This window comes from Providencia sp. (assembly GCF_003533305.1).
Classification (GTDB): domain Bacteria; phylum Pseudomonadota; class Gammaproteobacteria; order Enterobacterales; family Enterobacteriaceae; genus Providencia.
In genome coordinates, this window is the sequence record NZ_DOEH01000033.1 from 1 (window position 1) to 22057 (window position 22057).

Consider the following 22057-nt stretch of genomic DNA (forward strand, 5'->3'; position numbering starts at 1 on the left):
CACGTACTGTTGTGTGTTCCTCGATATATCTTCATTCGCCGCCTAACTACAACCCGAACTACAGTCCGAATTATTTAGGGGGATGCAGATATTTTACTAACTTATAAGGGGATGGTATCGCTCAACTATGTCGATCAGCTCATTTTCGTTAAATACACATTATTCGATATGTATTTTATTAAAACTGGTCTACAGTTTAACTTATTTGGTGATTTCCAATAATTTGGCGTAAATAAAGGTAAATCTTTAGCAATCTCTTTAGGTTCGCTCTAGAATTGGGCTATTAATATGTTATTGAGCAATAAAGAAAGGGACCTTGAATGTTAAAACGAATTTTTGTGCCTTTATTGGCTATCTGTGCAATGAGCGCATCGACTCTTGCATTATCTGCGGGTGAAACTTATGTTAAATTAGTGACATCAGCAGGGAATATCGAATTAGAACTGAATAGTAAAAAAGCCCCTGCAACGACAGAAAATTTCGTTCAATATATCAATGAAGGTTATTACAATGGAACGACCTTCCACCGTGTAATTCCTGGGTTTATGATCCAAGGTGGCGGTTTTGATAAAGATTTACAGCAAAAGCAAACTCGTGCCCCTGTTAAAAATGAAGCAGATAATGGCTTGCGTAATTTACGTGGGACTATCTCAATGGCACGAACAGCGAATAAAGATAGTGCAACAAGCCAGTTCTTTATTAATATTGCAGATAACGCCTTTTTAGATCATGGTCAACGTGATTTTGGATATGCCGTTTTTGGTAAAGTGGTCAAAGGAATGGACGTTGTAGATAAAATCTCTAAAGTAAAAACAGAGAATGTCGGTCCTTATCAAAATGTTCCAGTTGAACCTATTACGATCCTCTCAGCTGAAGTCATTAAAAAACCATAAATAAATTTAGAGTAGTGGATAAATTACATTTTTATTTATCCACTATTGTTTTACTCCTCATGTTTATTTCACCTAATATAAAGGTCGATATTTTAAAACGAATATCTCTTTTCTATTGATTAATTTCCAGCTCACCCCTTTGATAATGATTATTTGTTATCATTATGTAAATACAATTCCATGATTTTTATATGGAAATTTCTGTAGTTAAAAATAATTAGTTGACCAAAATGGGCTATTTTCTTGCTAAGGCTGTGCTATGATAGCCGCCCCTTGCAAAAAATTATGGCTTTTTAAGCATCATTCTGATTGCTAAGATGGATGATTCATGCATTGGGCTATAATATATAATGATAAAAATCAGTCGGATAGGCTACTATGCTTCTACTTATTGATAATTACGATTCATTTACTTACAACCTATACCAATATTTTCGTGAATTGGGTACTGAAGTTGTAGTGAAACGTAATGATGAAATTACTATTGATGAAATTGAACAGCTTTCACCTACACATCTTGTGATATCGCCAGGCCCTTGCACGCCTGATGAAGCAGGGATCTCTCTTGAGGCCATCAAATATTTTGCGGGTAAACTGCCTATTTTGGGCATTTGCCTTGGACACCAAGCGATTGGCCAAGCATTTGGTGCGTCTGTGGTTAAGGCGCGAGAAATTATGCATGGTAAAACTTCTGCTATTCACCATAACCATCAAGGTGTATTTAAAGGGTTAAATCGTCCTTTAACAGTGACTCGCTACCATTCTTTAGTGATTGCGGCTGAAACATTACCTGTTTCTTTTGATGTTTCCGCATGGTCGCTAAATAACGGTGATGTGGATGAAATTATGGGAATACGCCATAAAACGCTACCAATTGAAGGCGTTCAATTCCATCCTGAAAGTATCCTTAGTGAACAAGGGCATGAGCTGTTAAATAATTTTTTAAAGTATTAACCTCTGCTGCCGCTATCGTTTAGAAATTAATTATGCATATTTCACCTATTGCTATTGCTCTTTTTTGATTTTTTATTCATATTTAATGCTTATATTTTCATTTAGGCATTAGGTAAAGAGCAGGTGAGGAATATGACACAACCACAAGCAGTGAATCGGCAGACTTTCGACCAAGTCATATTGCCTATATTTTCTCCGGCTGAGTTTATCCCTGTAAAGGGTGAGGGCAGTCGCGTTTGGGATCAGCAAGGCAAAGAATACATTGATTTTGCAGGTGGAATTGCAGTCTTAGCACTAGGCCATTGCCATCCTGCGTTGGTGTCTGCGGTTCGCGAACAAAGTGAAAAACTTTGGCATGTCAGTAATATTTTCACCAATGAACAAACTCTGAGATTGGCGCAAAAATTAATTAATGCGACATTTGCCGATCGTGCATTTTTTGTTAACTCTGGCTCTGAAGCCAATGAAGCTGCCTTCAAATTAGCGCGTCGTTACGCAATTACTCAATATAATCCGTATAAAACAAAAATTATTGCTTTTAAGCAGGCTTTTCATGGTCGAACGTTATTTACTGTTTCCGTAGGGGGACAGGCTAAATACGCAGATGGCTTTGGTCCAAAGCCGGCTGATATTATTCACGTCCCTTTTAATGACTTAGCGGCAGTGAAAGCAGTTATTGATGAAAATACCTGTGCTGTGGTTTTAGAACCGATACAAGGAGAGGGGGGCATTACTGCGGCGACAATGGAATTTATGCAAGGAGTGCGTAAACTGTGCGATGAAAATAACGCTTTGCTTATTTTTGATGAAGTGCAAAGTGGTATGGGGCGTACAGGTAAGTTATTTTCTTATATGCACTATGATGTAGTTCCCGATATTTTAACTACTGCAAAAGCACTGGGTGGTGGCTTCCCTATTAGTGCGATGATCACCACGAAAGACATTGCTCAAACCATGGAAGTCGGTGCCCATGGTACAACTTATGGTGGTAATCCGCTCGCCTGTGCGGTGGGTAATGCAGCTTTTGATATTATTAATACTGATGAAGTGTTAAATGGCGTGCAACAACGTCATGATTTGTTTGTTTTTCATCTAAATAAGTTGAATGACAAATATAATATTTTTGCTGAAATAAGAGGAATGGGGCTATTAATTGGTGCTGAACTTAAAGGTCAATTGCTCAATCGTTCGAAAGATGTCATGCAAGCTTGTGCAGTAGAAGGCTTGATGATGTTAAATGCAGGGCCAAACGTATTACGTTTCACCCCATCATTGATTATTTCAGAAGAAGAAATTAATAGCGGTATGATAAAGCTAGAAGCAGCGATTGGGAAATTATTGAGTTAGTTATTTATTGACAAGTTGTAGAGAGAATCACTCTGCAACTTGTCTAATAATATTATTTTTTATTATGATTTTAAGGGGGTATTTCTTCTCCTTGTTCTCATTTCTTCTTGTTTTTTATGTAGTTGCTCTGGTGTGCTGGATGTTGGTATCCCGGCTGCCAGGCAGTTGTTTTTATGTGTATATGAATAACTATTGGTTATTTTTTTCTTAGCTAAAGGTAAATTAACCTTTGGCTTTTTGTGTATCACTTCTATTTTTTTCTCGTGAATCTTAATGTTTTTTATAAGGTTAATTTTTTCATTACTTGAATGATTACCTGAAGATAATGAGGTTGAGCTAATGGTATTCATCGATTTTTCGTTATTGATTCGTTCTTTATTTAATACATTGATTTTTTTATTATTATCATTATTTACTATTCTGAGGTCTTGCACTATGGTTTTATAATTTTGAAGATCTTTTTTTAAGTCAACAAGTAAACAACGTAGTTGAAGATTTTCATTGGTTAATTCTTTAAAGATAACATTATTGTTTATATTTTCAAATTCAGATTTCTTTTCAAAGAAATCATCATAATTAAAATCATGAGATTCATCATGATAAATAGGGTTATTATCTTCATCATAGGTCATTAGAGATTCTCTCTCTATGTTATTATTTTTAGATGTTATATTGTGAACTTTATTTTTTATATCATCTAGTTCTATACTTAGTAAATTTTTTACTGATTTTTGCATATTAATTAATTCATTGAGTTTTTTGTTTTTTTTGTTTGTATTATCTGTTTCTGAAACATCATTTTCTAATGTAGATAAATATGTGCTTTTTTTTTCTAAATATAAAATTCCTTTTATTTTTGATTCACACTTTATAGATGATTTTAATTCAATAATCTCATTTTTTAATCTTTTAGATTCATTTGTTAAGCTTTCGTTTTTTTCTAATTCGTTTGAACTTGATTCATAACAGTTTATTGTATCATTTTGATTTTTTGAAGTTTTATTTATAACTAAATCTCTGGCATAAGGCTTGTCTATTTTTAATGCATTATTGATATTTTTATTTTTTTCATCTTTTAAATTTTCTACGGTTGATGAAATTTCAAATGATCTTTTGGTTGATTCATTCTCTAATGATTTTATTTTTGTAATATTTAAAGTTACTTCGCTGTTTAAAGTTTGTTCGCTTTTTTTTACGGTTTCTAAATGTGTTTTTTTGTTATTTGAATGAAAAATATAAAAGAAATTGTTCAAATTAACGTTATTTATTGCTTTAATAATAGGGAAGTTTTCTCTAATTATTGCTATAAAAATATTTTTTTTGGATAGCGTATTATCTATGTTTTTCATTAAAGTTTGAGTGTTTATATTCATATGTGCTCCAGATTCGATGTATTGTATAGATGCTATTTAAATTTATTATCAATTTTTCAGTATAGAAAATAATTTTTTAGTTTCATTTTTTTACGAAGTAGATTGATTTAATAAGTTAAAGTTGAATAACAATGGCGTTAATTCGTGTCAGTGTAGTCAGTTAGTTCATGATTTTAGAATGGCCAGAAGTTGATTGTTATTATCGATTTGAGACTGTATTGCTTTAATGCTATCTAAATACTCATTCATTTTTTTAGTCAGCTTTTGTTCTTTTTTGATATTGTTATTCAAACTTATTAAATGATTTTTTTTAATTGAGACTCTATTTTTTCTTGGTGGATGCTTTTGTACGTTATACTCAAATGAATCAGATTGATTAGATAAATGATATTGTTCTTTGATACGTTGTGTCCTTAATAATGAGGCTTTTGTTTGCTGAACATTACCCTTGAATTCAAAATTACTTTTTGGTAGAGGTATTGCTTTTTGATTCTTTTCAGAAGTTTTATAATTTATATAGACTAACTCTTTATGAAAATTAGTCTTTTTTTTATATCTAACTGACTCTGAAGGAAATGTTTTTTTATTAAGCGGCGCTTTAATTGGCTGAGTTTTTAAGGGGATTTTAGAGTTATTTGTACTTGTCAGCGATTTTGGTAATGTGAAATTTTCTATAATTTCATTCCTTTTTTGCTGATTATTAATATCTAATTCAGGTATTTTAACATATCGATATGAAAAATTTGCATATCCATATAGTTCTTCATTCATCTCTTTAAATTTTTCAAGTACAGGTCTATTTTTTTTTATTATAGCATCAGTGCTTTGTTCATTAATGAAAAATGATGCATAGTATTTATATAAACGACCTTTTAATTTATTTACTCTATCTTTAAATTCATCAGGGCTTAAGCTCTTCATTTGATTTATATCTTCGAAATCATTTTCATAACCTGAATCAATACTTTCTAGGCTATTAGCATGTACTTGTTTTGATAGGTTATCTGTGTGAAGTGGATTATTTTTAATAGAAGAGGTTACTGTGAAAATCTTTTCTACAAAATCATCTGAATCAATGATTTCGGTAAAAATGTTGGAATACTTAGATAAATTGCTTAATGTAATGCCCATAAATATTTCCCTAATTAATAATTTTATGTTTATTATTCTATAGGGACAATAGGCGGAAATAATATAAGGAAACGCTACTCAATAATGAAAGTATATAAATTAGTTCTGATTAAATTAAATAGCTTTATATCATTGATATAAAGCTATTTTAAAGTGCATGCCTCAGGAAGAGAGTGAGGCTGGAAGGTTAATTACCGTGTGCCGTAGACGACTATCGTTTTACCATGTGCAGATATCAGATTTTGATCTTCTAGCATTTTCAGGATACGACCGACAGTTTCACGTGAACAACCTACTATTTGACCAATTTCCTGACGTGTAATTTTGATTTGCATTCCGTCTGGGTGAGTCATAGCATCTGGTTGTTTGGCTAAATTTAACAGTGTTTGAGCAATACGTCCGGTGACATCTAGAAAAGCGAGGTTACCCACTTTTTCAGAAGTCGTTTGTAGGCGACTTGCCATTTGCGCAGAAAGGCGCATAAGAATATCAGGGTTAACCTGAATCAGTTGGCGGAATTTTTTATAAGATATTTCAGCGACTTCGCAGGCTACTTTTGCACGAACCCACGCTGTACGCTCTTGACCTTCTTCGAATAACCCAAGCTCACCAATGAAATCTCCTTGATTTAGGTAGGAGAGAATCATTTCTTTGCCTTCTTCATCTTTGATTAAAACAGCCACTGAACCTTTCACGATATAGTAAAGGGTTTCTGCTTTTTCACCTTGATGGATCAGTGTGCTTTTTGATGGATACTTATGAATATGGCAGTGTGACAAAAACCATTCAAGAGTAGGGTCTGTTTGTGGCTTGCCGAGAACCATTAGCGTTATCCTCTGTATGTTATTGCAGCCATTCAAAAAAGAGTGCTAGAAGGGCTGTCTTTAAAGTCACTAGCTTAGCATATTAGTTTACCTTATCTACTCTAATTAATACATGCAGCAGATATGAAGTAAGTTAATATCGACACTATAATATGATCAATTAAAACGTTGAGTCTTGATCTTAATCCTATCAACTAAGTATTGTTTGTAGCACATTCAATCCAGAAAGTCTCGCCTGTATCGCTTCAGCTAAATAAAGCTGATGTAATATTGGCTATATCTATGGAACAATGTGTTTCTGAAGATTATTTTTTCAAGGGGAATAACAATGGAAGCAAGAGTTAAATGGGTTGAAGGACTCTCTTTTTTAGGTGAGTCAGCATCTGGGCATCAAGTGATGATGGATGGAAATGCAGGTGACAAAGCGCCTAGCCCAATGGAAATGGTATTAATGGCCGCTGGAGGCTGTAGTGCAATTGATGTCGTTTCTATCTTACAAAAAGGCCGTAATGATATTACGGATTGTGAGGTGAAATTAACTTCGCAGCGTCGCGATGAAGCACCTCGTTATTTTACTCACATTAACTTGCACTTTATTGTAACAGGTCATGAATTAACAGAAAAAGCGGTTGAGCGTGCGGTTCAACTTTCGGCGGAAAAATATTGTTCAGTGGCGTTGATGTTAGAAAAAGCGGTTGAAGTGACACACAGCTTTGAAATTAAAAACTAATAATAAGTTTAATTTTTGCTTATTTATTTTAATAACTGATGCTTGTTTTATTTATTGGTAAGCATCAGTTATTTAGATCAGTGATAAGTTAATCTTGTTTTTGTGTAATTAACTTTTCAACTAATGGGGTCATAATTAGTTCCATGGCTAACCCAAGTTTGCCACCGGGCACGACAATGGTATTTATTGCCGAAATAAATGAGCCGCTTATCATTGATAATAAATAGGGGAAATCAATCTGTTTGAGTCCGCGAAAACGGATCACAATAAAACTTTCATCTTGTGACGGAATCGCTTTGGCTGAAAATGGGTTAGAGGTATCGACGGTAGGGACTCGTTGGAAATTGATATGAGTGCGTGAAAATTGAGGCGTAATATAATTAATATAGTCTCCCATCGAGCGAACAACCGAGTCCATGACCGCTTCTCGAGAATGCCCACGTTCTGTTGTATCGCGGATTAATTTTTGAATCCATTCCAAATTCACAATAGGCACAACACCGACAAGCAAATCGACGTGCTGGGCGACATCGTGCTCTGGCGTGACGATTCCACCATGTAATCCCTCGTAGAATAAAACATCTGTATTCTCAGTGAAAGGCTCCCAAGGTGTGAATATACCCGGTTGTAGGCCATAAGGAACCGCCTCATCGTAAGTGTGGAGATATTTACGCGATTGTCCGTGTCCTGTCTGACTATAATCGACTAAAGTTTGCTCTAAGAGTGCGAAGTCATTGGCTTCTGGACCAAAGTAGCTAATGTGACGCCCTTGCTCTCTGGCCTTGCGGATTGCCATATCCATTTCAGGTCGGGTATAACGATGAAAGCTATCGCCTTCAAGTGTTGCGGGCTGAATGTTTAATTGATGGAAGATTTTACGAAAAGCTTGGCTGGTTGATGTTGTTCCAGCACCACTTGAACCGGTAACTGCAATAATTGGATGCTTTTTCGACATAGTGGTCTCCCTGCGTTGCGCTTTTGGCCACTATTTTAATAAACAGCGAACGAAGCGGGTTTACGGGCGGAATTGGTTGTTAGGCATGAAGTTAATTGATTCATGCAGTTCAGACCAGACTAGCACAATTTCGCCAGAAACTAACTGGCGTTTCACATCATCAACCTTATCTTGCAAGCTTTTTTCATGGCTTCCGTAATCAGTGCCTTCGCGTAACACATAGCTTTCTATTAGGTTATCAAGTGTTTCGGGGGCTAACTCTTGCCAAGGGATTAACATTGTTTTTGCTCATTTAAATAGGGTGCTAACCACTGAGGAATTCGTGTTTCTAACCACATTTGTGGCTTTCTAAAACTACCACCAACAAAACCAACATGGCCACCGTGTTCTGTCATTTGGTATTCAATGTTATGGGGTAAATGACTTAAATCAGGCACAACTTCGGGAGCCATAAATGGGTCGTCTTTAGCATGAATAATCAGCGTTGGTTTGGTGATTTGCGACAATTTTGGTAATGCGCTGCATTTTTGATAGTAATCCGTTGCATCATCAAATCCATGAATGCGTGCAGTAATGACATCATCGAACTCACGAATGCGTTTGAGTTGTTTCAGTTGCAATAAATTCAATGGTAAAGACCCCGGATAGCGCACCAATTTACGCGTTGCATTGCGTTTCAAACCATTCAATAAATAGCGCTGATAAAACTGTGAGAGACCTTTTTCCATACGTAAAGAGCAGGCTTCTAGCATTAATGGTGCGGAGACAACTACCGCGGCGTCAAGGTCAGCATTCTCACCATTTTCAGCGAGATAACAGGCTAGCATGTTGCCCCCAAGGGAGTAACCGACCGCCGCTGTTGGCACATTGCCCCAAGTTTGTTTTAACCAATGTAAGAAATAGCGTGCATCACTGGTTTCACCTGAATGATAAATTCGGCTTTGACGATTAGGTTCACCACTACAACCTCGAAAGTGCATAACAACACCAAGCCAGCCTTGTTTTTGCGCACTTTCAAGCATTCCGTGTGCATAAGGGCTTTTAAAATTCCCTTCTAGGCCGTGAAAAATAACTAAGCGGGGCTTATGGCTTGCCAGCTCAGGTTTTTCACTCCAAGCGAGATCGATAAAATCGCCATCGGGCAATTCTAGTCGTTGCCAAGTCGGTTTGATTTTCGGCGTTCGACGAAAAATCCTTGGCAATAAGGTTTGGAGATGTGGATTTTTAGCCCAATTGATAGGACGGAAATTTTCTGACATAGCCTTATTTAATTTCTTAGAACTCTTGTGAGGCACATAACATACTGTTATTTTTTTGTGATGCAAGTGTGCAAGTTTAAGTTGAGGATTAGATTATAAATGACACTGGGGCTTATTTTTTCTCTTTTTACGTTTTTATTCATTGCGGCGGTGACACCCGGCCCTAACAATATGTTATTAACATCCAGTGCTGCCAATTCGGGTTTTCGTCGTAGTATCGCATTATTGCTAGGAATTATGCTTGGCATGCAATCCATACTTTATTTGTCTGCATTTGGTATTGCAGCGCTTTTGCTGTTATATCCAGCCATTCATGTGATATTAAAAGTAGCTGGTAGCATTTATTTGTTATGGCTAGCATGGAAAACAGCAACTGCGAATTATGCACCACTTAAGACAAATAGCGAAGCAGTAAAAAGTGTAACTTGGTATCAAGGGGGATTATTGCAGTTTTTAAACCCAAAAGCATGGATGATGGGTTTAGGCGCAGTGGGGAGTTTCAGCTTACCGGGGGAGCTTTTTACTGAGTCAATTATCATAATGAGTATTGCATTTATTATTGTAAATTTTGTTGCTGGACTGATATGGATGGGGTTTGGTTCTTTAATTGGACTGTTTTTACGCAGTCGCCGTGCATGGTTTATTTTTAATTTGGTGATGGGATTATTAACTGCACTGTGTGTTCCGTTGATTTGGTTGGAATAGAATGGTAACAGTAGGCTGAAATATACCTAAGTCATTATGCGGTCAATGTGAATGAATAAAACCTAAAAAGGCAGCGTAATAGCTGCCTTTAGTTAAAAACATTTTACGAATTAATCTAAATCGATATTCTTACTACCAAATAAATAAGTGAATAAAAATCCGCAGGCATAGGCCACTAAAATACCGCCAACATAGACTGCCATACCTGCAAGCACACCTTGTGCTGAAGTCATTAATGGAATTGCAATCAGTCCAGAAGGGCCAAATATAGTGTTAAGCCCAACAGGTAAGCCCATCCAAGCAATTAAACCGATAAAGAAACCACCGGCAGCACCACCTAAACACGCTGTGATAAATGGTTTAACACGAGGCAATGTAACACCATAAATTAATGGTTCACCAATACCTAAGAACCCTGGGAAAAGTGCACCACTAATTTGGCTGCGGATCACTGAGCCTTTTTTAGCTTTCATATAAAGCGCAAGTGCAGCGCCTACTTGCCCAGCACCTGCCATGGCAAGTATCGGGAATAGTGAGTTAAACCCTTGGGTTTCGACAAGCGCTACATAGACAGGGATAAAACCTTGGTGAACACCAAACATTACTGCAATTAAGAACAAACCAGCAAGAAGTGCAGTACCTATTGGATTACCATTTAAATGCATGAATAGCCATGACATGCCGTTAAATAACCAAACACCAATTGGCATGATGAAAATAAATGTCGCGGCTCCAACTATTAGTAATGTAATAGTTGATGTCAGAATAATATCAAGATTAGCTGGGATAATTTTACGTACTTGTTTTTCAACCCAAGCGCCGAAAATACAGGCAATCAAAATACCAATAATGTTGCCTCTTGGGTCGATATACCAGCCAAAGAAGTCTGTCATACCGGAGTAGAAGCCTTTAGTTGCCGCAGGGTCATAACCTAACAGAAACAATGCGGCAATAATGGCACCATTAACACCGCTACCACCAAAAGCTTTTTGTGCATTATAGCCAATGAGAATACCCATAAAGGTAAACAATCCCTTCCCGAATACGGCCATATAAGCGATTAAGCTTTTTAGCCAACCAAGTTGTTGGGAGTCGGGCGGAAATAGATTCTCATTTGCGAGGAGCAAGCTTAACAGCGAAGCGAGTCCCATAAGCAAACCTGCGCCGATAAAACCGGGGATCAATGGCGTAAAAATAGTCGCAAATTTGGATAGAAAACGATGAACAGCACTTGTTTGTTTCTTTTTTAATTGTTGTTTGTTTGCTGAGGCTATCTCATTAAGATCTTGTGTTGGAGCTGACGATGCGATATCTGCATCTTCATCATTTTCAATAATATGATTCATTAGGTCAGCGGCAGTTTGTGCTTTTCCTGGGCCGAGTACGATTTGTAATTGTTCATCACTTTCAATTACACCGAGTACACCAGGAACCTGTTTTATTGCAGCTTTATCGACAAGTTGGTCATTGTTTAATGTCAAACGTAAGCGAGTCATGCAATTACCGCATTGCTTGATATTATGACTACCACCAACTAGTTGCAGGATCTGCAGCATCATTTCTTTTGTTATTTTAGCCATGCTTTTTATCTCATCTCATTGCGCACGTTAGGCGGTGGATTTAGCAATATTGAGTGCAGTACGAATAAAACCTTTGTTGTTACTGAGCAATTGGCGTGCCTCATCTGCATTTAAGCCTGATAAGATCATTAAAATTGCTGTTTTACAGTGTCTATCACATTGTTGTAATGCAGATTCAGCAGCTTCTCTATCACATTCAGTTGCCTCCATCACAATCTTAGTTTGTCTCTCAATTAATTTGGCATTAGTGGCTTCAACATCGACCATCAAATTACCAAATACTTTTCCAATGCGGATCATGGCACCGGTAGTAATCATGTTCAGTACCAATTTTTGTGCGGTGCCGGCTTTCATTCGTGATGAACCTGTGACAACTTCAGCACCAACTACCGGTGTAATGGCGATATCTGCGGCATTAGAAACCGGACTGTTTGGATTACAACTAATTGATGCAGTGATTGCGCCAATTGAGCGAGCGTAGGCCATAGCGCCTAAAACATAAGGTGTGCGCCCACTTGCGGCAATGCCGACTAAAATATCTTTATTGCTAAAATGGATATCTTTTAGGTCTTGCACGCCCATTTCGGGTTTATCTTCGGCATTTTCTACAGCACGAAAAATAGCTTGATGGCCACCTGCGATTAAACCAATGACTTGTTCATGAGGCGTACCAAACGTTGGTGGGCACTCACTCGCATCTAATATACCTAAACGACCAGAAGTACCAGCACCTGAATAAATTAGTCTGCCACCGTTTAAAAAGGCGTCGGCGACTTTATCAACGAGCTGAGCAATTTCAGGTAATACTTTTTCAACGGCGAGAGGAACTTGCTTATCTTCATTATTGATAACTTGCAGCATCTCAAGAGTGGAAAGTTGGTCAATATTGGTGCTCGCCTGATTACGGCTCTCAGTTACCATCTTACTTAAATCAATGGTCATAAAAAATTGCTCCTAAATCTATTAATGTGGCAATATTAAGGAATTATTTATTCCTTTGGTGTGATTTCGATCACGGTGCTATCTATTCTGATTTGTCAGTATGGAAGAATATTTTTTAAATAGTAATGGTGGTTTTTTTTGTTACTTATTGAATATGAATGATTTTAAATAAGTAATGAGCTTGTTATTAAAGGAATAATTTATTTTTTATTTTCAACAATAATTATGTATAAACAATAAGGAGCTTGAATGACATTACTCGATACCATTACTTACTTATTGCCGCGATTAGCTGAAAATCAGCGTAAAATTGCACAATTTATTATTGAGAAACCAGAAGAAGTCTTGAATTTGTCGTCACAACAATTGGCAGAGATACTGGATATCAGTCAGTCTGCTATTGTTAAGTTTAGTCAAAAAGTTGGGGTGAAGGGATATCCTGCACTTAAACTTGCACTCAGCGAGATTATTGGTCGCCAACAACTAAATGAAGCTAATCCTCATATCGCGTTACATAATCGAATTGCACAAGAAGATAATTTGATGGTGGTGGCACAAAAACTGGCAATGGAAAAAAATCATTCCATTACAGAAACCACAAAGCACATTGATTTTAAACAGTTCGAAAAGATTGTAGATATCATTGATAAATCAAACAGAGTTCAAATTGTCGGTATTGGTGGGTCAGGACTAACAGCAAAAGATTTGAGTTATAAATTACAAAAAATAGGTATTACCACATTAGTTGAATCTGACCATCACGTCCAAATCGCGGCAGCCTTGACGTTAAATCCGAATGATACACAAATTGTTATTTCTTTTTCAGGTAAACGTAAAGACATGCTAACAGCGGCAAATATTGCGCGTAAGCAAGGTGCTTGCGTGGTGGCGATTACTCGCTCTCGTCAGTCTCCGCTTGCACAATTATCTGATTATATTTTAGAAAGTATTGCCGAAGAAAATGAATGGCGCAGTTCGTCTATCTCGTCGAGAACGGCACAAAATACCTTAACTGACTTACTATTTATGGCGTTATTACAAAGACGTGAAGCTAAAGCGAAATCATTAGTGATGAATGCTAGGATTGTGATTAATCGATTAGATGAATAGGTTTGCTATAAAATAATGTGCTATATCTGGCTTATGACGACTTATAATTTTGCAAAATAACCTTACTTACGTTAATACTGATACGGTAAGGATTTAAATTTCAAATAGTTAAATGAGGAATGATTAATGCGAGCACTGATAGTCTATACGGAACTAACGGATGATGATTCTGTTATTAGCCATGCGGTTGCAAGACTCGCTAGCGAATTAAATGATGAACATGTGGAAACCGTTATCATTCGAGATTTTGAAGATGGGCTCGCTTATATTCGCTCAAATACCAGTATTGATTGCTTATTATATGGACGAGATATGTCCGATAAAGGCGAGCAAGTTCAAGCTAATCAGTTAATTACTCAATTACATCGCAGACAAGAAGATGTTCCGGTATTTTTACTGAGCGACCGTGAAGAAGCTTTGGTGGCTTTTGACCGCAAAATGATGGAACAAGTTGATGAATTTGCGTGGATTTTAGAGGATTCTGCCGATTTTATTGCAGGCCGCGTTCTGGCAGCTATTCAGCGTTACCGCGCTCAATTATTACCACCATTAATGAAAAGTTTGATTAAATATAGTGATGTTCATGAATATTCGTGGGCAGCACCCGGTCATCAGGGCGGTGTTGGATTTACTAAAACGCCAGCAGGCCGTATTTATCATGATTTTTTTGGTGAAAATTTATTTCGCACTGATATTGGTATAGAACGTGTTGCGGTTGGTTCACTGCTCGATCATACCGGTGCTTTTGGTGAGTGTGAAAAAAATGCTGCGCGTATTTTCGGGGCTGATCAATCTTACTCAGTCGTTGTGGGGACATCGGGTTCTAATCGAACTATCATGCAAGCCTGTATGACCGATGATGATGTGGTGATCATTGACCGCAATTGTCATAAATCTATTGAACAAGGGCTAATTTTAACTGGGGCAAAACCAGTTTATATGATCCCAAGCCGTAATCGATACGGAATTATTGGCCCGATTTACCCACAAGAAATGTCTCCTGAATCGATCGCAGCTAAAATTGCACAAAACCCGTTAACCGCAGATAAGGTCGGACAGAAACCCGCTTATAGTGTAGTGACAAACTGTACCTATGACGGAGTTTGCTATAACGCACGCAAAGTGCAAAATTTGCTAGATAAATCATTGGATAGAATTCATTTCGATGAAGCATGGTACGGTTACGCACGCTTTAATCCTATTTATCACGATCATTTTGCAATGCGAGATGAAGCTCGAAGTGATGATGAACCTACTATTTTCGCCACTCACTCCACTCATAAACTATTGAATGCATTATCACAAGCTTCTTTTATTCATGTAAGAAATGGCCGTAACGCGATAGATTTCAATCGATTTAATCAAGCCTACCATATGCATGCAACCACTTCTCCTCTGTATGCTATTTGCGCGTCAAATGATATCGCGGCAGATATGATGGACGGTAATAGTGGGCGTTCACTTACGGATGAAGTAATTCGTGAATCTATCGATTTTCGCCAATCTTTGGCCTATTTATATAAAGAATTTATCAATGATGATGAATGGTTTTTTAAACCATGGAATCAAGAAATGGTGAAAGATCCAGCAACGGGAAAACGTTATGCATTTGAAGACGCACCTGTTGAATTATTGATGAAAGAGCAAAGTTGTTGGGTGATGGATCCTGCTGATAAATGGCATGGTTTTAAAGATATTCCGGCTAACTGGGCGATGCTAGATCCCATAAAAGTGAGTATCTTGTCTCCAGGAATGGGTGATGATGGTAAATTATTAGACACTGGCGTTCCTGCTGCATTAGTTACTGCGTGGCTTAATCATTATGGTATTGTTCCGACCCGTACTACTGATTTCCAAATTATGTTTTTATTTTCAATGGGGATCACCAAAGGTAAATGGGGCACCTTGGTCAATGCGTTGCTATCGTTTAAACGTAATTATGATAACAACACACCATTGAAAAAAGTATTGCCTGAAGTGGTTGAGAGTGCTGTTGAAGTCTATGGTGAAATGGGGTTACGTGATCTTGGCGATAAAATGTTCGCTTACTTACAAAAAAATAACCCCGGTAGCCAATTGAACCAAGCTTATTCTGAATTACCGCCAGTGATGATGAGTCCCCGAGCCGCTTATCAAGAAATTGTGGCTAATCGTGTCGAAGCAGTTCCTTTAGACAAACTTGCGGGGAGAACTGCTGCAAACTCAATTATTCCCTATCCACCGGGTATTCCAATGTTGTTATCAGGTGAAAATTTTGGTGATAAACATAGCCCACATATTGGCTATTTACGTAGCCTTCAGGCTTGGGATAGTGAATTCCCAGGTTTTGAACATGAAACCGAAGGCACTGAAATAATTGATGGGATGTACTATGTGATGTGCGTTAAGACGGCTAGCGAATAGAATAAAAAGAGCCAGATCAATTTGCTCTGGCTCTTTAATTAGTTAAGCATTAGTATCGAAGCTCGTCGTCATTTCCTCGAGCTGCTCTTGTAACTCCATCCATTCCATTTCTACTTCTTCAAGTGCAGATTTATGTTCAATTTGTTTTTTCAAACAATCTGCTAGTTCTGCTTTTTTAGCTTGTTCATAAATGGTGGCATCAGACAGCTGACTTTCTAATTCAGCGAGAACAGCTGAATGTTTTTCCATTTTCTTTTCAAGCTCAGTCACTTTTTTACGAATAGGTTGAGTGGCTTGACGGAATTCAGCTTCGCGACGTTTCTGATCTTTTTTATCTTGAGCCGTCACAGTCGAAACACTTACGGGTTTATCTTTATCTTGAATATCACGGGCTTGCTGAAGGTCTATTTTATTTTGTTCCGCGAGCCACTGCTGGTAATCTTCTAAATCACCATCAAATTGCTCAACCATACCACCGTGAACTAAATAGAACTCATCCGTGGTTGAGCGCAATAGATGCCTATCATGAGATACCACAACCAAAGCACCCTCAAAATCCATCAAGGCCTCGGTAAGTGCCTGACGCATTTCTAAATCTAAGTGGTTAGTTGGTTCATCGAGTAACAGTAAATTTGGTCGCTGCCAAACTACAAGTGCCAAAACTAAACGTGCTTTTTCACCACCGGAAAAACGTAGCGTCGGATCGGTAACTTGGTCGCCCTTAAAACCGAATCCGCCTAAATAATCACGCAACTGCTGCTCTGTTTCTTTTGGCGCTAATCTGGCAAGGTGCTGCAAAGGTGACTCTTCAGGATGCAAATATTCAAGTTGGTGCTGGGCAAAATAGCCTAGTTTAATGCCTTTTGCTAGGGAGACAACGCCGTGTAATGGCTGTAAATCACCTGCAAGCAGTTTTATTAGCGTTGATTTACCGGCACCATTTCGTCCGAGTAAACCAATACGAGAGCCCGGTACTAAATTTAATTTTATCGAATCTAATATTATTTTCTCACCATAACCGGCACTGACTTTCTCCATTTTTAGTAATGGATTAGGCAAGCTTTCTGGTTTTCGAAAGGTAAAATGAAATGGATTATCCACAAGCGCAGGGGAAACCATCTCCATTTTTTCGAGCATTTTGATTCGACTTTGTGCTTGTTTTGCTTTGGTCGCTTGAGCTCTAAAACGGTCAATATAGCTTTGTAAGTGCGCAGCTTTAGTTTGTTGGCTTTCATACAAAGCTTGTTGTTGAGATAACTTGGTCGCACGCTGGCGTTCAAACGAAGAATAATTGCCCGTATATTCGAACATACTTTCTTGCTCAATGTGCAGCACTTTATCAATAATAGGATCAAGAAAATCCCTATCATGAGAAATTAGAATCAACGTACCTGTATAGCTTTTTAACCATTTTTCAAGCCAAATTACGGCATCTAAATCAAGGTGGTTGGTAGGTTCATCGAGTAACAACAAATCAGAGCGACACAATAGGGCTTGCGCAAGGTTTAAACGCATACGCCATCCACCAGAGAATGACTTAACGGGTGATTCTAATTGTGCTTGGCTAAAACCCAGACCATGCAGCAAGCTTGATGCTCTTGAACGGATTGTCCACGCATCAATGGCATCTAGTTGACCATGAACAGTTGCAATGGCATGGCCATCATTTTTTTCATTGGCCTGCTGTAGTTTTTTCTCAAGTGAACGATATTCGCGATCGCCATCGATAACATACTCGAGGGCGGGAACATCAAGTGCTGGGGTTTCTTGATTAACCCAAGCTAATGACCACGTGCTAGGGAAGGTTGCAGAACCCGCTTCAGCTTGTAATTCGCCTTTTAAAAGCGCAAGCAGTGTCGATTTTCCGCAGCCGTTTTTACCAACTAACCCGACCTTTTGACCCGGATTGATAGTCGCGGTTGCATTGTCCAGCAGAACACGTACACCTCGGCGAATTTGTAGTGAAGAGAAAACAATCATAGCAACCGTCTATTGAAAATATGTTAAATTAAATAATGAATACCCTCAAAATATCAGGTGCGAGTTGAAAAGCAAATCACCTAAATTTATTGAGCGTAAAACTGAATATGTTTAGCAGGCTGCATGGTAACGGAAAATGATCCGTCTGACACGCCTTTGAGGAGGGAAAGATGTCAAATCCGCCGAAAGTATTGGTGGTCTACGCTCACCCAGACTCTGATGAGTCTGTTGCAAATCGAGCATTACTGGATTCCTTGAGCGGTCTTGACCACGTGACTGTTCATGATTTATATGCAATTTACCCTGATTATTTTATTGATGTTACTGCTGAACAAAAGCTTCTTTGCTTGCACGACGTGATTGTTTTTCAACATCCTCTCTATACTTATAGTTGTCCTGCTCTTTTAAAAGAGTGGTTTGACCGGGTATTAACTCGTCGTTTTGCGACCGATATGGGGTATCAAAAATTAAAAGGCAAATATTGGCGTTCTATCATTACGACGGGTGAATCCCAAGATGCTTATCAGCACGATGGTTTTAATCGATACCCATTAACTGAAATACTGCGCCCATTTGAATTAACCGCAGCAATGTGTGATATGCAATGGTTAGAGCCCAATATTATTTATGCCGCGCGCAGACAGTCTACAGCGCATTTTCAGCAGCACATTGACGGCTATCGCCAATGGATGCAGCAACCGTTAAGCCCTGGGGGATTGTCCTGATGGAACAACTGAATTTATTTGAATCCATCATTTTATTTCTTTGTGCGGGCGTGGTGATGGTGCCCATCGCCCAGAAAATCCGTTTGGGAGCGGTACTGGGTTATTTACTTGCTGGTATTGTGATTGGTCCGTTTGTTCTTGGCTTTATTCATAACGTTGATGATATTTTGCATTTCTCCGAGATGGGTGTAGTTTTTCTGATGTTTTTGATTGGGTTAGAACTTAAACCGTCTAAACTTTGGGAACTCAGACGCTCCATTTTCGGTGTGGGTACGGCTCAAGTGGTAGTCACTGCTGCAATCATGGCCGGGTTATTATTGTTGGCTAAATTTTCATGGCAAGCTGCGGTTGTCGGTGGCCTTGGCATGGCAATGTCATCGACGGCGATGGCATTGCAGTTGATGAATGAAAAAGGCATGTCCAATAAAGAAAGTGGGCAGCTTGGCTTTTCAGTTTTACTCTTTCAGGATATGGCTGTCATCCCAATTATGGCGCTGATCCCTTTACTTGCGGGCGATACAGGTAGTAGTGATTGGTATAAAATTGGCTTAAAAGTGATTGCGTTTGCAGGCTTATGGATTGTCGGACGCTATTTGCTACGTCCATTATTTCGATTAGCGGCTAAATCTGGAGTGCATGAAATTTTTACTGCGGCGGCGCTACTTGTCGTACTTGGGTCTGCGCTCATTATGGAAAGTCTCGGTTTTTCCATGGCATTAGGCACTTTTATGGCGGGTGTAATGTTAGCAGAGACCGAGTTTCGTCATGAACTTGAAATTAATATTGAGCCTTTTAAAGGACTATTACTCGGATTATTTTTTATTTCAGTAGGGATGTCATTAAATCTACAGATACTTTGGTCATACTTACCTCAAGTTTTGATTGCGGTCGCTGTGCTCGTGTCGGTGAAGGCGTTAGTACTTTATTGTCTCAGCTTGGCTGCCCGATTACGCAGTGGTGCAAGAGCGCAATTTTCAGGGGTACTGAGTCAAGGCGGGGAGTTCGCATTTGTTATTTTAGCAACCGCATCAGGAGCTAAAGTGATCGACGAAATGCAAATGGACCTGTTATTAGTGGTGGTCACACTTTCGATGATGACTACGCCTCTTGTGATGCAACTAATAGATGCTTATCTCAACCATCGTTATAATCAACAATCATCATCGAGTGAAAAACCGTTTGTTGAAGATAATGACCCTCACGTCATTTTGGTCGGATTTGGGCGTATGGGACAAGTAGTTGGTCGCTTACTTATGGCGAATAAAGTAAAAATTACTGTTCTTGAACAAGATGTTACGGCAATCAGTACGATGCGACGTTATGGCTATACCGTTTATTATGGTGATGCACGAGAGTTACAATTATTACGCTCAGCGGGCGCAGATAAAGCGAAGGCGATTGTTATAACGAGTGATGAACCCGAAGAAGTGATGGAAATAGTACAAATATGTCAGGAAAATTTCCCTAACTTGCATATTATTGCTCGCGCTAAAGGGCGACTTGAAGCGCATGAACTATTACAAAGCGGTGTAAAAGATTTTAGTCGTGAAACCTTCTCGAGCGCACTTGAACTGGGTAGTAAGGCATTAGTTAGTATTGGTATGCATCCTCATAAGGCTTATCGGGCGAAACAGCATTTTCGTCGCCTTGATATGCGCATGCTAAGAGATATTATTCCTGAGAATGAAAATAGTGACAGTGGGCAAATTTCTCGTATCAAAGAGGCGCGTCGTGAATTAAATGAGCTCTTCGAAAAAGAAATGTTAAGGGAACACCGACAGCCACATAGCTGGAATAACGAGAAATAACGCGAATAGTAAACCGCAAGGGTATAAAAATGGCTTCAACACGTAAACGTTTTATTGCAGGAGCAACCTGCCCTAAATGCCAGTCACAAGATACGTTGATGATGTGGCGAGAAGATAAAATTGATGTTGTTGAATGTGTTAATTGTGGCGATCAGCAAAGACAAGCTGATGAGGGCGCAACGGAACATGTCAGAAAACAAGAAAAAGTCATTGGTATTTTTACACCAGAGTAAGAGAATTTTGTCAAATCTCAATACAGCTCAATTGTTTTCCGGTACAATATAGCAAAATTTTTCCCTTCTCGGGTATGTAGGAGATGTCATGAAAGTAGCAAAAGACTTGGTAATCAGCTTAGCTTATCAGGTAAGAACAGAAGACGGTGTTTTAGTTGATGAGTCGCCAGCAAGTGCGCCAATGGACTACTTACACGGCCGTGGTTCTTTAATTTCTGGTCTGGAAAAAGCATTAGAAGGTCGTGCTGTTGGCGAACATTTTGATGTTGAAGTTGCATCCGATGATGCTTATGGCCAATATGATGAAAACTTAGTTCAACGTGTCCCTAAAGATGTCTTTATGGGTGTTGAAGAGTTAGAAGTTGGTATGCGTTTCTTAGCTGATACTGACATGGGTCCAGTTCCTGTTGAAATTACAGGAATTGAAGGCGATGAAGTTATCGTTGACGGTAACCACATGTTAGCAGGTCAAAATCTGAAATTTAATGTTGAAGTTATGGCTATCCGTGAAGCAACAGAAGAAGAAATTGCACATGGCCACGTACATGGCGCTGACGGCCACGACCATGATCACGATCACGAAGGTGGTTGTTGTGGCGGTGGTGGTCATGGTCATGACCACGGTTCAGAAGGCGGTTGTTGTGGCGGCGGTGGCCATGGTCACGACCACGGTTCAGAAGGTGGTTGCGGTGGCGAAGGTCACGGTAAAAAACAAGGCGGCTGCGGCTGTCACTAATCCTTAGCGATTCGCTAGGGTTTAGTTTTTGTTTAGAGAAAAGGAAAGCCTCGGCTTTCCTTTTTTCATCTACAATTATAATACTTAGAAATACCAGACGATTTTGCAATTTAACGAGTGAATGACTATCACCCCATTAAATTAATAATGAGGTGGCGGTGTTTCCTCTTCAGGCCTTGCAAGCAAAGATGACTGAGAAGATTTTAGTCTATCAGTTACAACACGTAAGTGTTCTTGCATTCGGCTCATTTGCATTTGTTGTTCAGTAATAACCTGATTGAGTTGCTCAAGCGCTAATTCTTGAAAGGCAATTTTACTTTCTAAAAGCTCTAGGCGCTGTTCAAAAGTGTCAGATGAGTCCATTTTAGA

21 protein-coding genes are annotated in these 22057 nt (G+C 38.6%); 11 read left to right on the forward strand and 10 right to left on the reverse strand.

What is annotated here, in order from left to right; genetic code table 11:
- The first annotated feature begins 320 nt into the window (after nt 1-320).
- From ppiA to DD649_RS19885, 3 genes are all read left to right on the forward strand, one after another.
- Nucleotides 321-893 carry a peptidylprolyl isomerase A gene (gene ppiA, locus DD649_RS19875; RefSeq protein WP_294110950.1) on the forward strand — a complete coding sequence of 191 codons (573 nt, stop codon included), beginning with the start codon at nt 321-323 and terminating at the stop codon, nt 891-893.
- Nucleotides 894-1271: 378 nt separating this feature from the next.
- On the forward strand, nt 1272-1847 hold the full coding sequence (locus tag DD649_RS19880) for an aminodeoxychorismate synthase component II (protein WP_294110952.1): 576 nt from the start codon (nt 1272-1274) through the stop codon (nt 1845-1847).
- 132 nt (nt 1848-1979) lie between these two features.
- Nucleotides 1980-3194 (forward strand): aspartate aminotransferase family protein, encoded by a 1215-nt coding sequence (locus tag DD649_RS19885; protein ID WP_294110954.1) that lies wholly within the window; start codon nt 1980-1982, stop codon nt 3192-3194.
- Between the two features lie 62 nt (nt 3195-3256).
- Here the strand turns inward: DD649_RS19885 and DD649_RS19890 are convergent, their stop codons facing one another.
- From DD649_RS19890 to crp, 3 genes are all read right to left on the reverse strand, one after another.
- Nucleotides 3257-4567 (reverse strand): hypothetical protein, encoded by a 1311-nt coding sequence (locus tag DD649_RS19890; RefSeq protein WP_294110955.1) that lies wholly within the window; start codon nt 4565-4567, stop codon nt 3257-3259.
- 165 nt (nt 4568-4732) lie between these two features.
- Nucleotides 4733-5698, reverse strand: a complete 966-nt coding sequence (locus DD649_RS19895; RefSeq protein ID WP_336431081.1) for a hypothetical protein — start codon at nt 5696-5698, stop codon at nt 4733-4735.
- Between the two features lie 191 nt (nt 5699-5889).
- Nucleotides 5890-6522, reverse strand: a complete 633-nt coding sequence (gene crp, locus DD649_RS19900; RefSeq protein ID WP_006813718.1) for a cAMP-activated global transcriptional regulator CRP — start codon at nt 6520-6522, stop codon at nt 5890-5892.
- Between the two features lie 328 nt (nt 6523-6850).
- Between crp and DD649_RS19905 the strand changes: the two genes are divergently transcribed.
- Nucleotides 6851-7252: an OsmC family protein gene (locus DD649_RS19905; RefSeq protein WP_294111000.1), complete on the forward strand. Its 402-nt coding sequence runs from the start codon at nt 6851-6853 to the stop codon at nt 7250-7252.
- An 88-nt stretch (nt 7253-7340) separates the two neighbouring features.
- On the opposite strand, the gene DD649_RS19910 is transcribed toward DD649_RS19905, so the two are convergent.
- Genes DD649_RS19910 through DD649_RS19920 form a run of 3 tightly spaced genes read right to left on the reverse strand, consistent with a single transcriptional unit; the run spans nt 7341 to nt 9466 of the window.
- A complete protein-coding gene (locus DD649_RS19910; protein ID WP_294111004.1) occupies nt 7341-8207 on the reverse strand; it encodes a phosphoribulokinase in 867 nt (288 codons plus the stop codon).
- A 60-nt stretch (nt 8208-8267) separates the two neighbouring features.
- Complete coding sequence (locus DD649_RS19915) at nt 8268-8486, reverse strand: YheU family protein (RefSeq protein ID WP_294111007.1); 219 nt, start codon at nt 8484-8486, stop codon at nt 8268-8270.
- On the reverse strand, nt 8480-9466 hold the full coding sequence (locus DD649_RS19920) for a hydrolase (RefSeq protein ID WP_294111010.1): 987 nt from the start codon (nt 9464-9466) through the stop codon (nt 8480-8482). Before DD649_RS19920 ends, DD649_RS19915 begins: the two co-directional genes overlap by 7 nt.
- A 99-nt stretch (nt 9467-9565) precedes the next feature.
- Here DD649_RS19920 and DD649_RS19925 point away from each other — a divergent pair, with 99 nt between their 5' ends.
- A complete protein-coding gene (locus DD649_RS19925; RefSeq protein ID WP_294111012.1) occupies nt 9566-10171 on the forward strand; it encodes a LysE family translocator in 606 nt (201 codons plus the stop codon).
- A gap of 110 nt (nt 10172-10281) precedes the next feature.
- Here the strand turns inward: DD649_RS19925 and murP are convergent, their stop codons facing one another.
- Nucleotides 10282-11751 (reverse strand): PTS N-acetylmuramic acid transporter subunit IIBC, encoded by a 1470-nt coding sequence (gene murP, locus DD649_RS19930; RefSeq protein WP_294111015.1) that lies wholly within the window; start codon nt 11749-11751, stop codon nt 10282-10284.
- A gap of 27 nt (nt 11752-11778) precedes the next feature.
- Nucleotides 11779-12693: an N-acetylmuramic acid 6-phosphate etherase gene (gene murQ, locus DD649_RS19935; protein ID WP_294111018.1), complete on the reverse strand. Its 915-nt coding sequence runs from the start codon at nt 12691-12693 to the stop codon at nt 11779-11781.
- A gap of 249 nt (nt 12694-12942) precedes the next feature.
- Between murQ and DD649_RS19940 the strand changes: the two genes are divergently transcribed.
- Nucleotides 12943-13803: an SIS domain-containing protein gene (locus DD649_RS19940; protein ID WP_294111021.1), complete on the forward strand. Its 861-nt coding sequence runs from the start codon at nt 12943-12945 to the stop codon at nt 13801-13803.
- 126 nt (nt 13804-13929) lie between these two features.
- Nucleotides 13930-16206, forward strand: coding sequence for an arginine decarboxylase (gene adiA, locus DD649_RS19945; protein WP_294111025.1), 2277 nt, complete (start codon nt 13930-13932; stop codon nt 16204-16206).
- 42 nt (nt 16207-16248) lie between these two features.
- Here adiA and DD649_RS19950 read toward each other — a convergent pair whose 3' ends face one another.
- Nucleotides 16249-18186 (reverse strand): ABC transporter ATP-binding protein, encoded by a 1938-nt coding sequence (locus tag DD649_RS19950; protein WP_294111028.1) that lies wholly within the window; start codon nt 18184-18186, stop codon nt 16249-16251.
- A 170-nt stretch (nt 18187-18356) separates the two neighbouring features.
- On the opposite strand from DD649_RS19950, the gene kefG reads away from it, so the two are divergent.
- The 4 genes from kefG (at nt 18357) to slyD (ending at nt 21688) form a co-directional block, all read left to right on the forward strand.
- Entirely contained in the window at nt 18357-18911 is a 555-nt protein-coding gene (gene kefG / locus DD649_RS19955; RefSeq protein ID WP_336431082.1) for a glutathione-regulated potassium-efflux system ancillary protein KefG, read from the forward strand.
- Nucleotides 18911-20719, forward strand: coding sequence for a glutathione-regulated potassium-efflux system protein KefB (gene kefB, locus DD649_RS19960; RefSeq protein ID WP_294111031.1), 1809 nt, complete (start codon nt 18911-18913; stop codon nt 20717-20719). The genes kefG and kefB overlap by 1 nt, the downstream gene beginning before the upstream one ends.
- A gap of 29 nt (nt 20720-20748) precedes the next feature.
- Nucleotides 20749-20952, forward strand: coding sequence for a YheV family putative zinc ribbon protein (locus tag DD649_RS19965; RefSeq protein ID WP_294111036.1), 204 nt, complete (start codon nt 20749-20751; stop codon nt 20950-20952).
- 88 nt (nt 20953-21040) lie between these two features.
- Nucleotides 21041-21688: a peptidylprolyl isomerase gene (gene slyD, locus DD649_RS19970; RefSeq protein WP_294111039.1), complete on the forward strand. Its 648-nt coding sequence runs from the start codon at nt 21041-21043 to the stop codon at nt 21686-21688.
- A gap of 141 nt (nt 21689-21829) precedes the next feature.
- Here slyD and DD649_RS19975 read toward each other — a convergent pair whose 3' ends face one another.
- Nucleotides 21830-22051 carry a SlyX family protein gene (locus tag DD649_RS19975; protein WP_294111042.1) on the reverse strand — a complete coding sequence of 74 codons (222 nt, stop codon included), beginning with the start codon at nt 22049-22051 and terminating at the stop codon, nt 21830-21832.
- Nucleotides 22052-22057 lie beyond the last annotated feature (6 nt).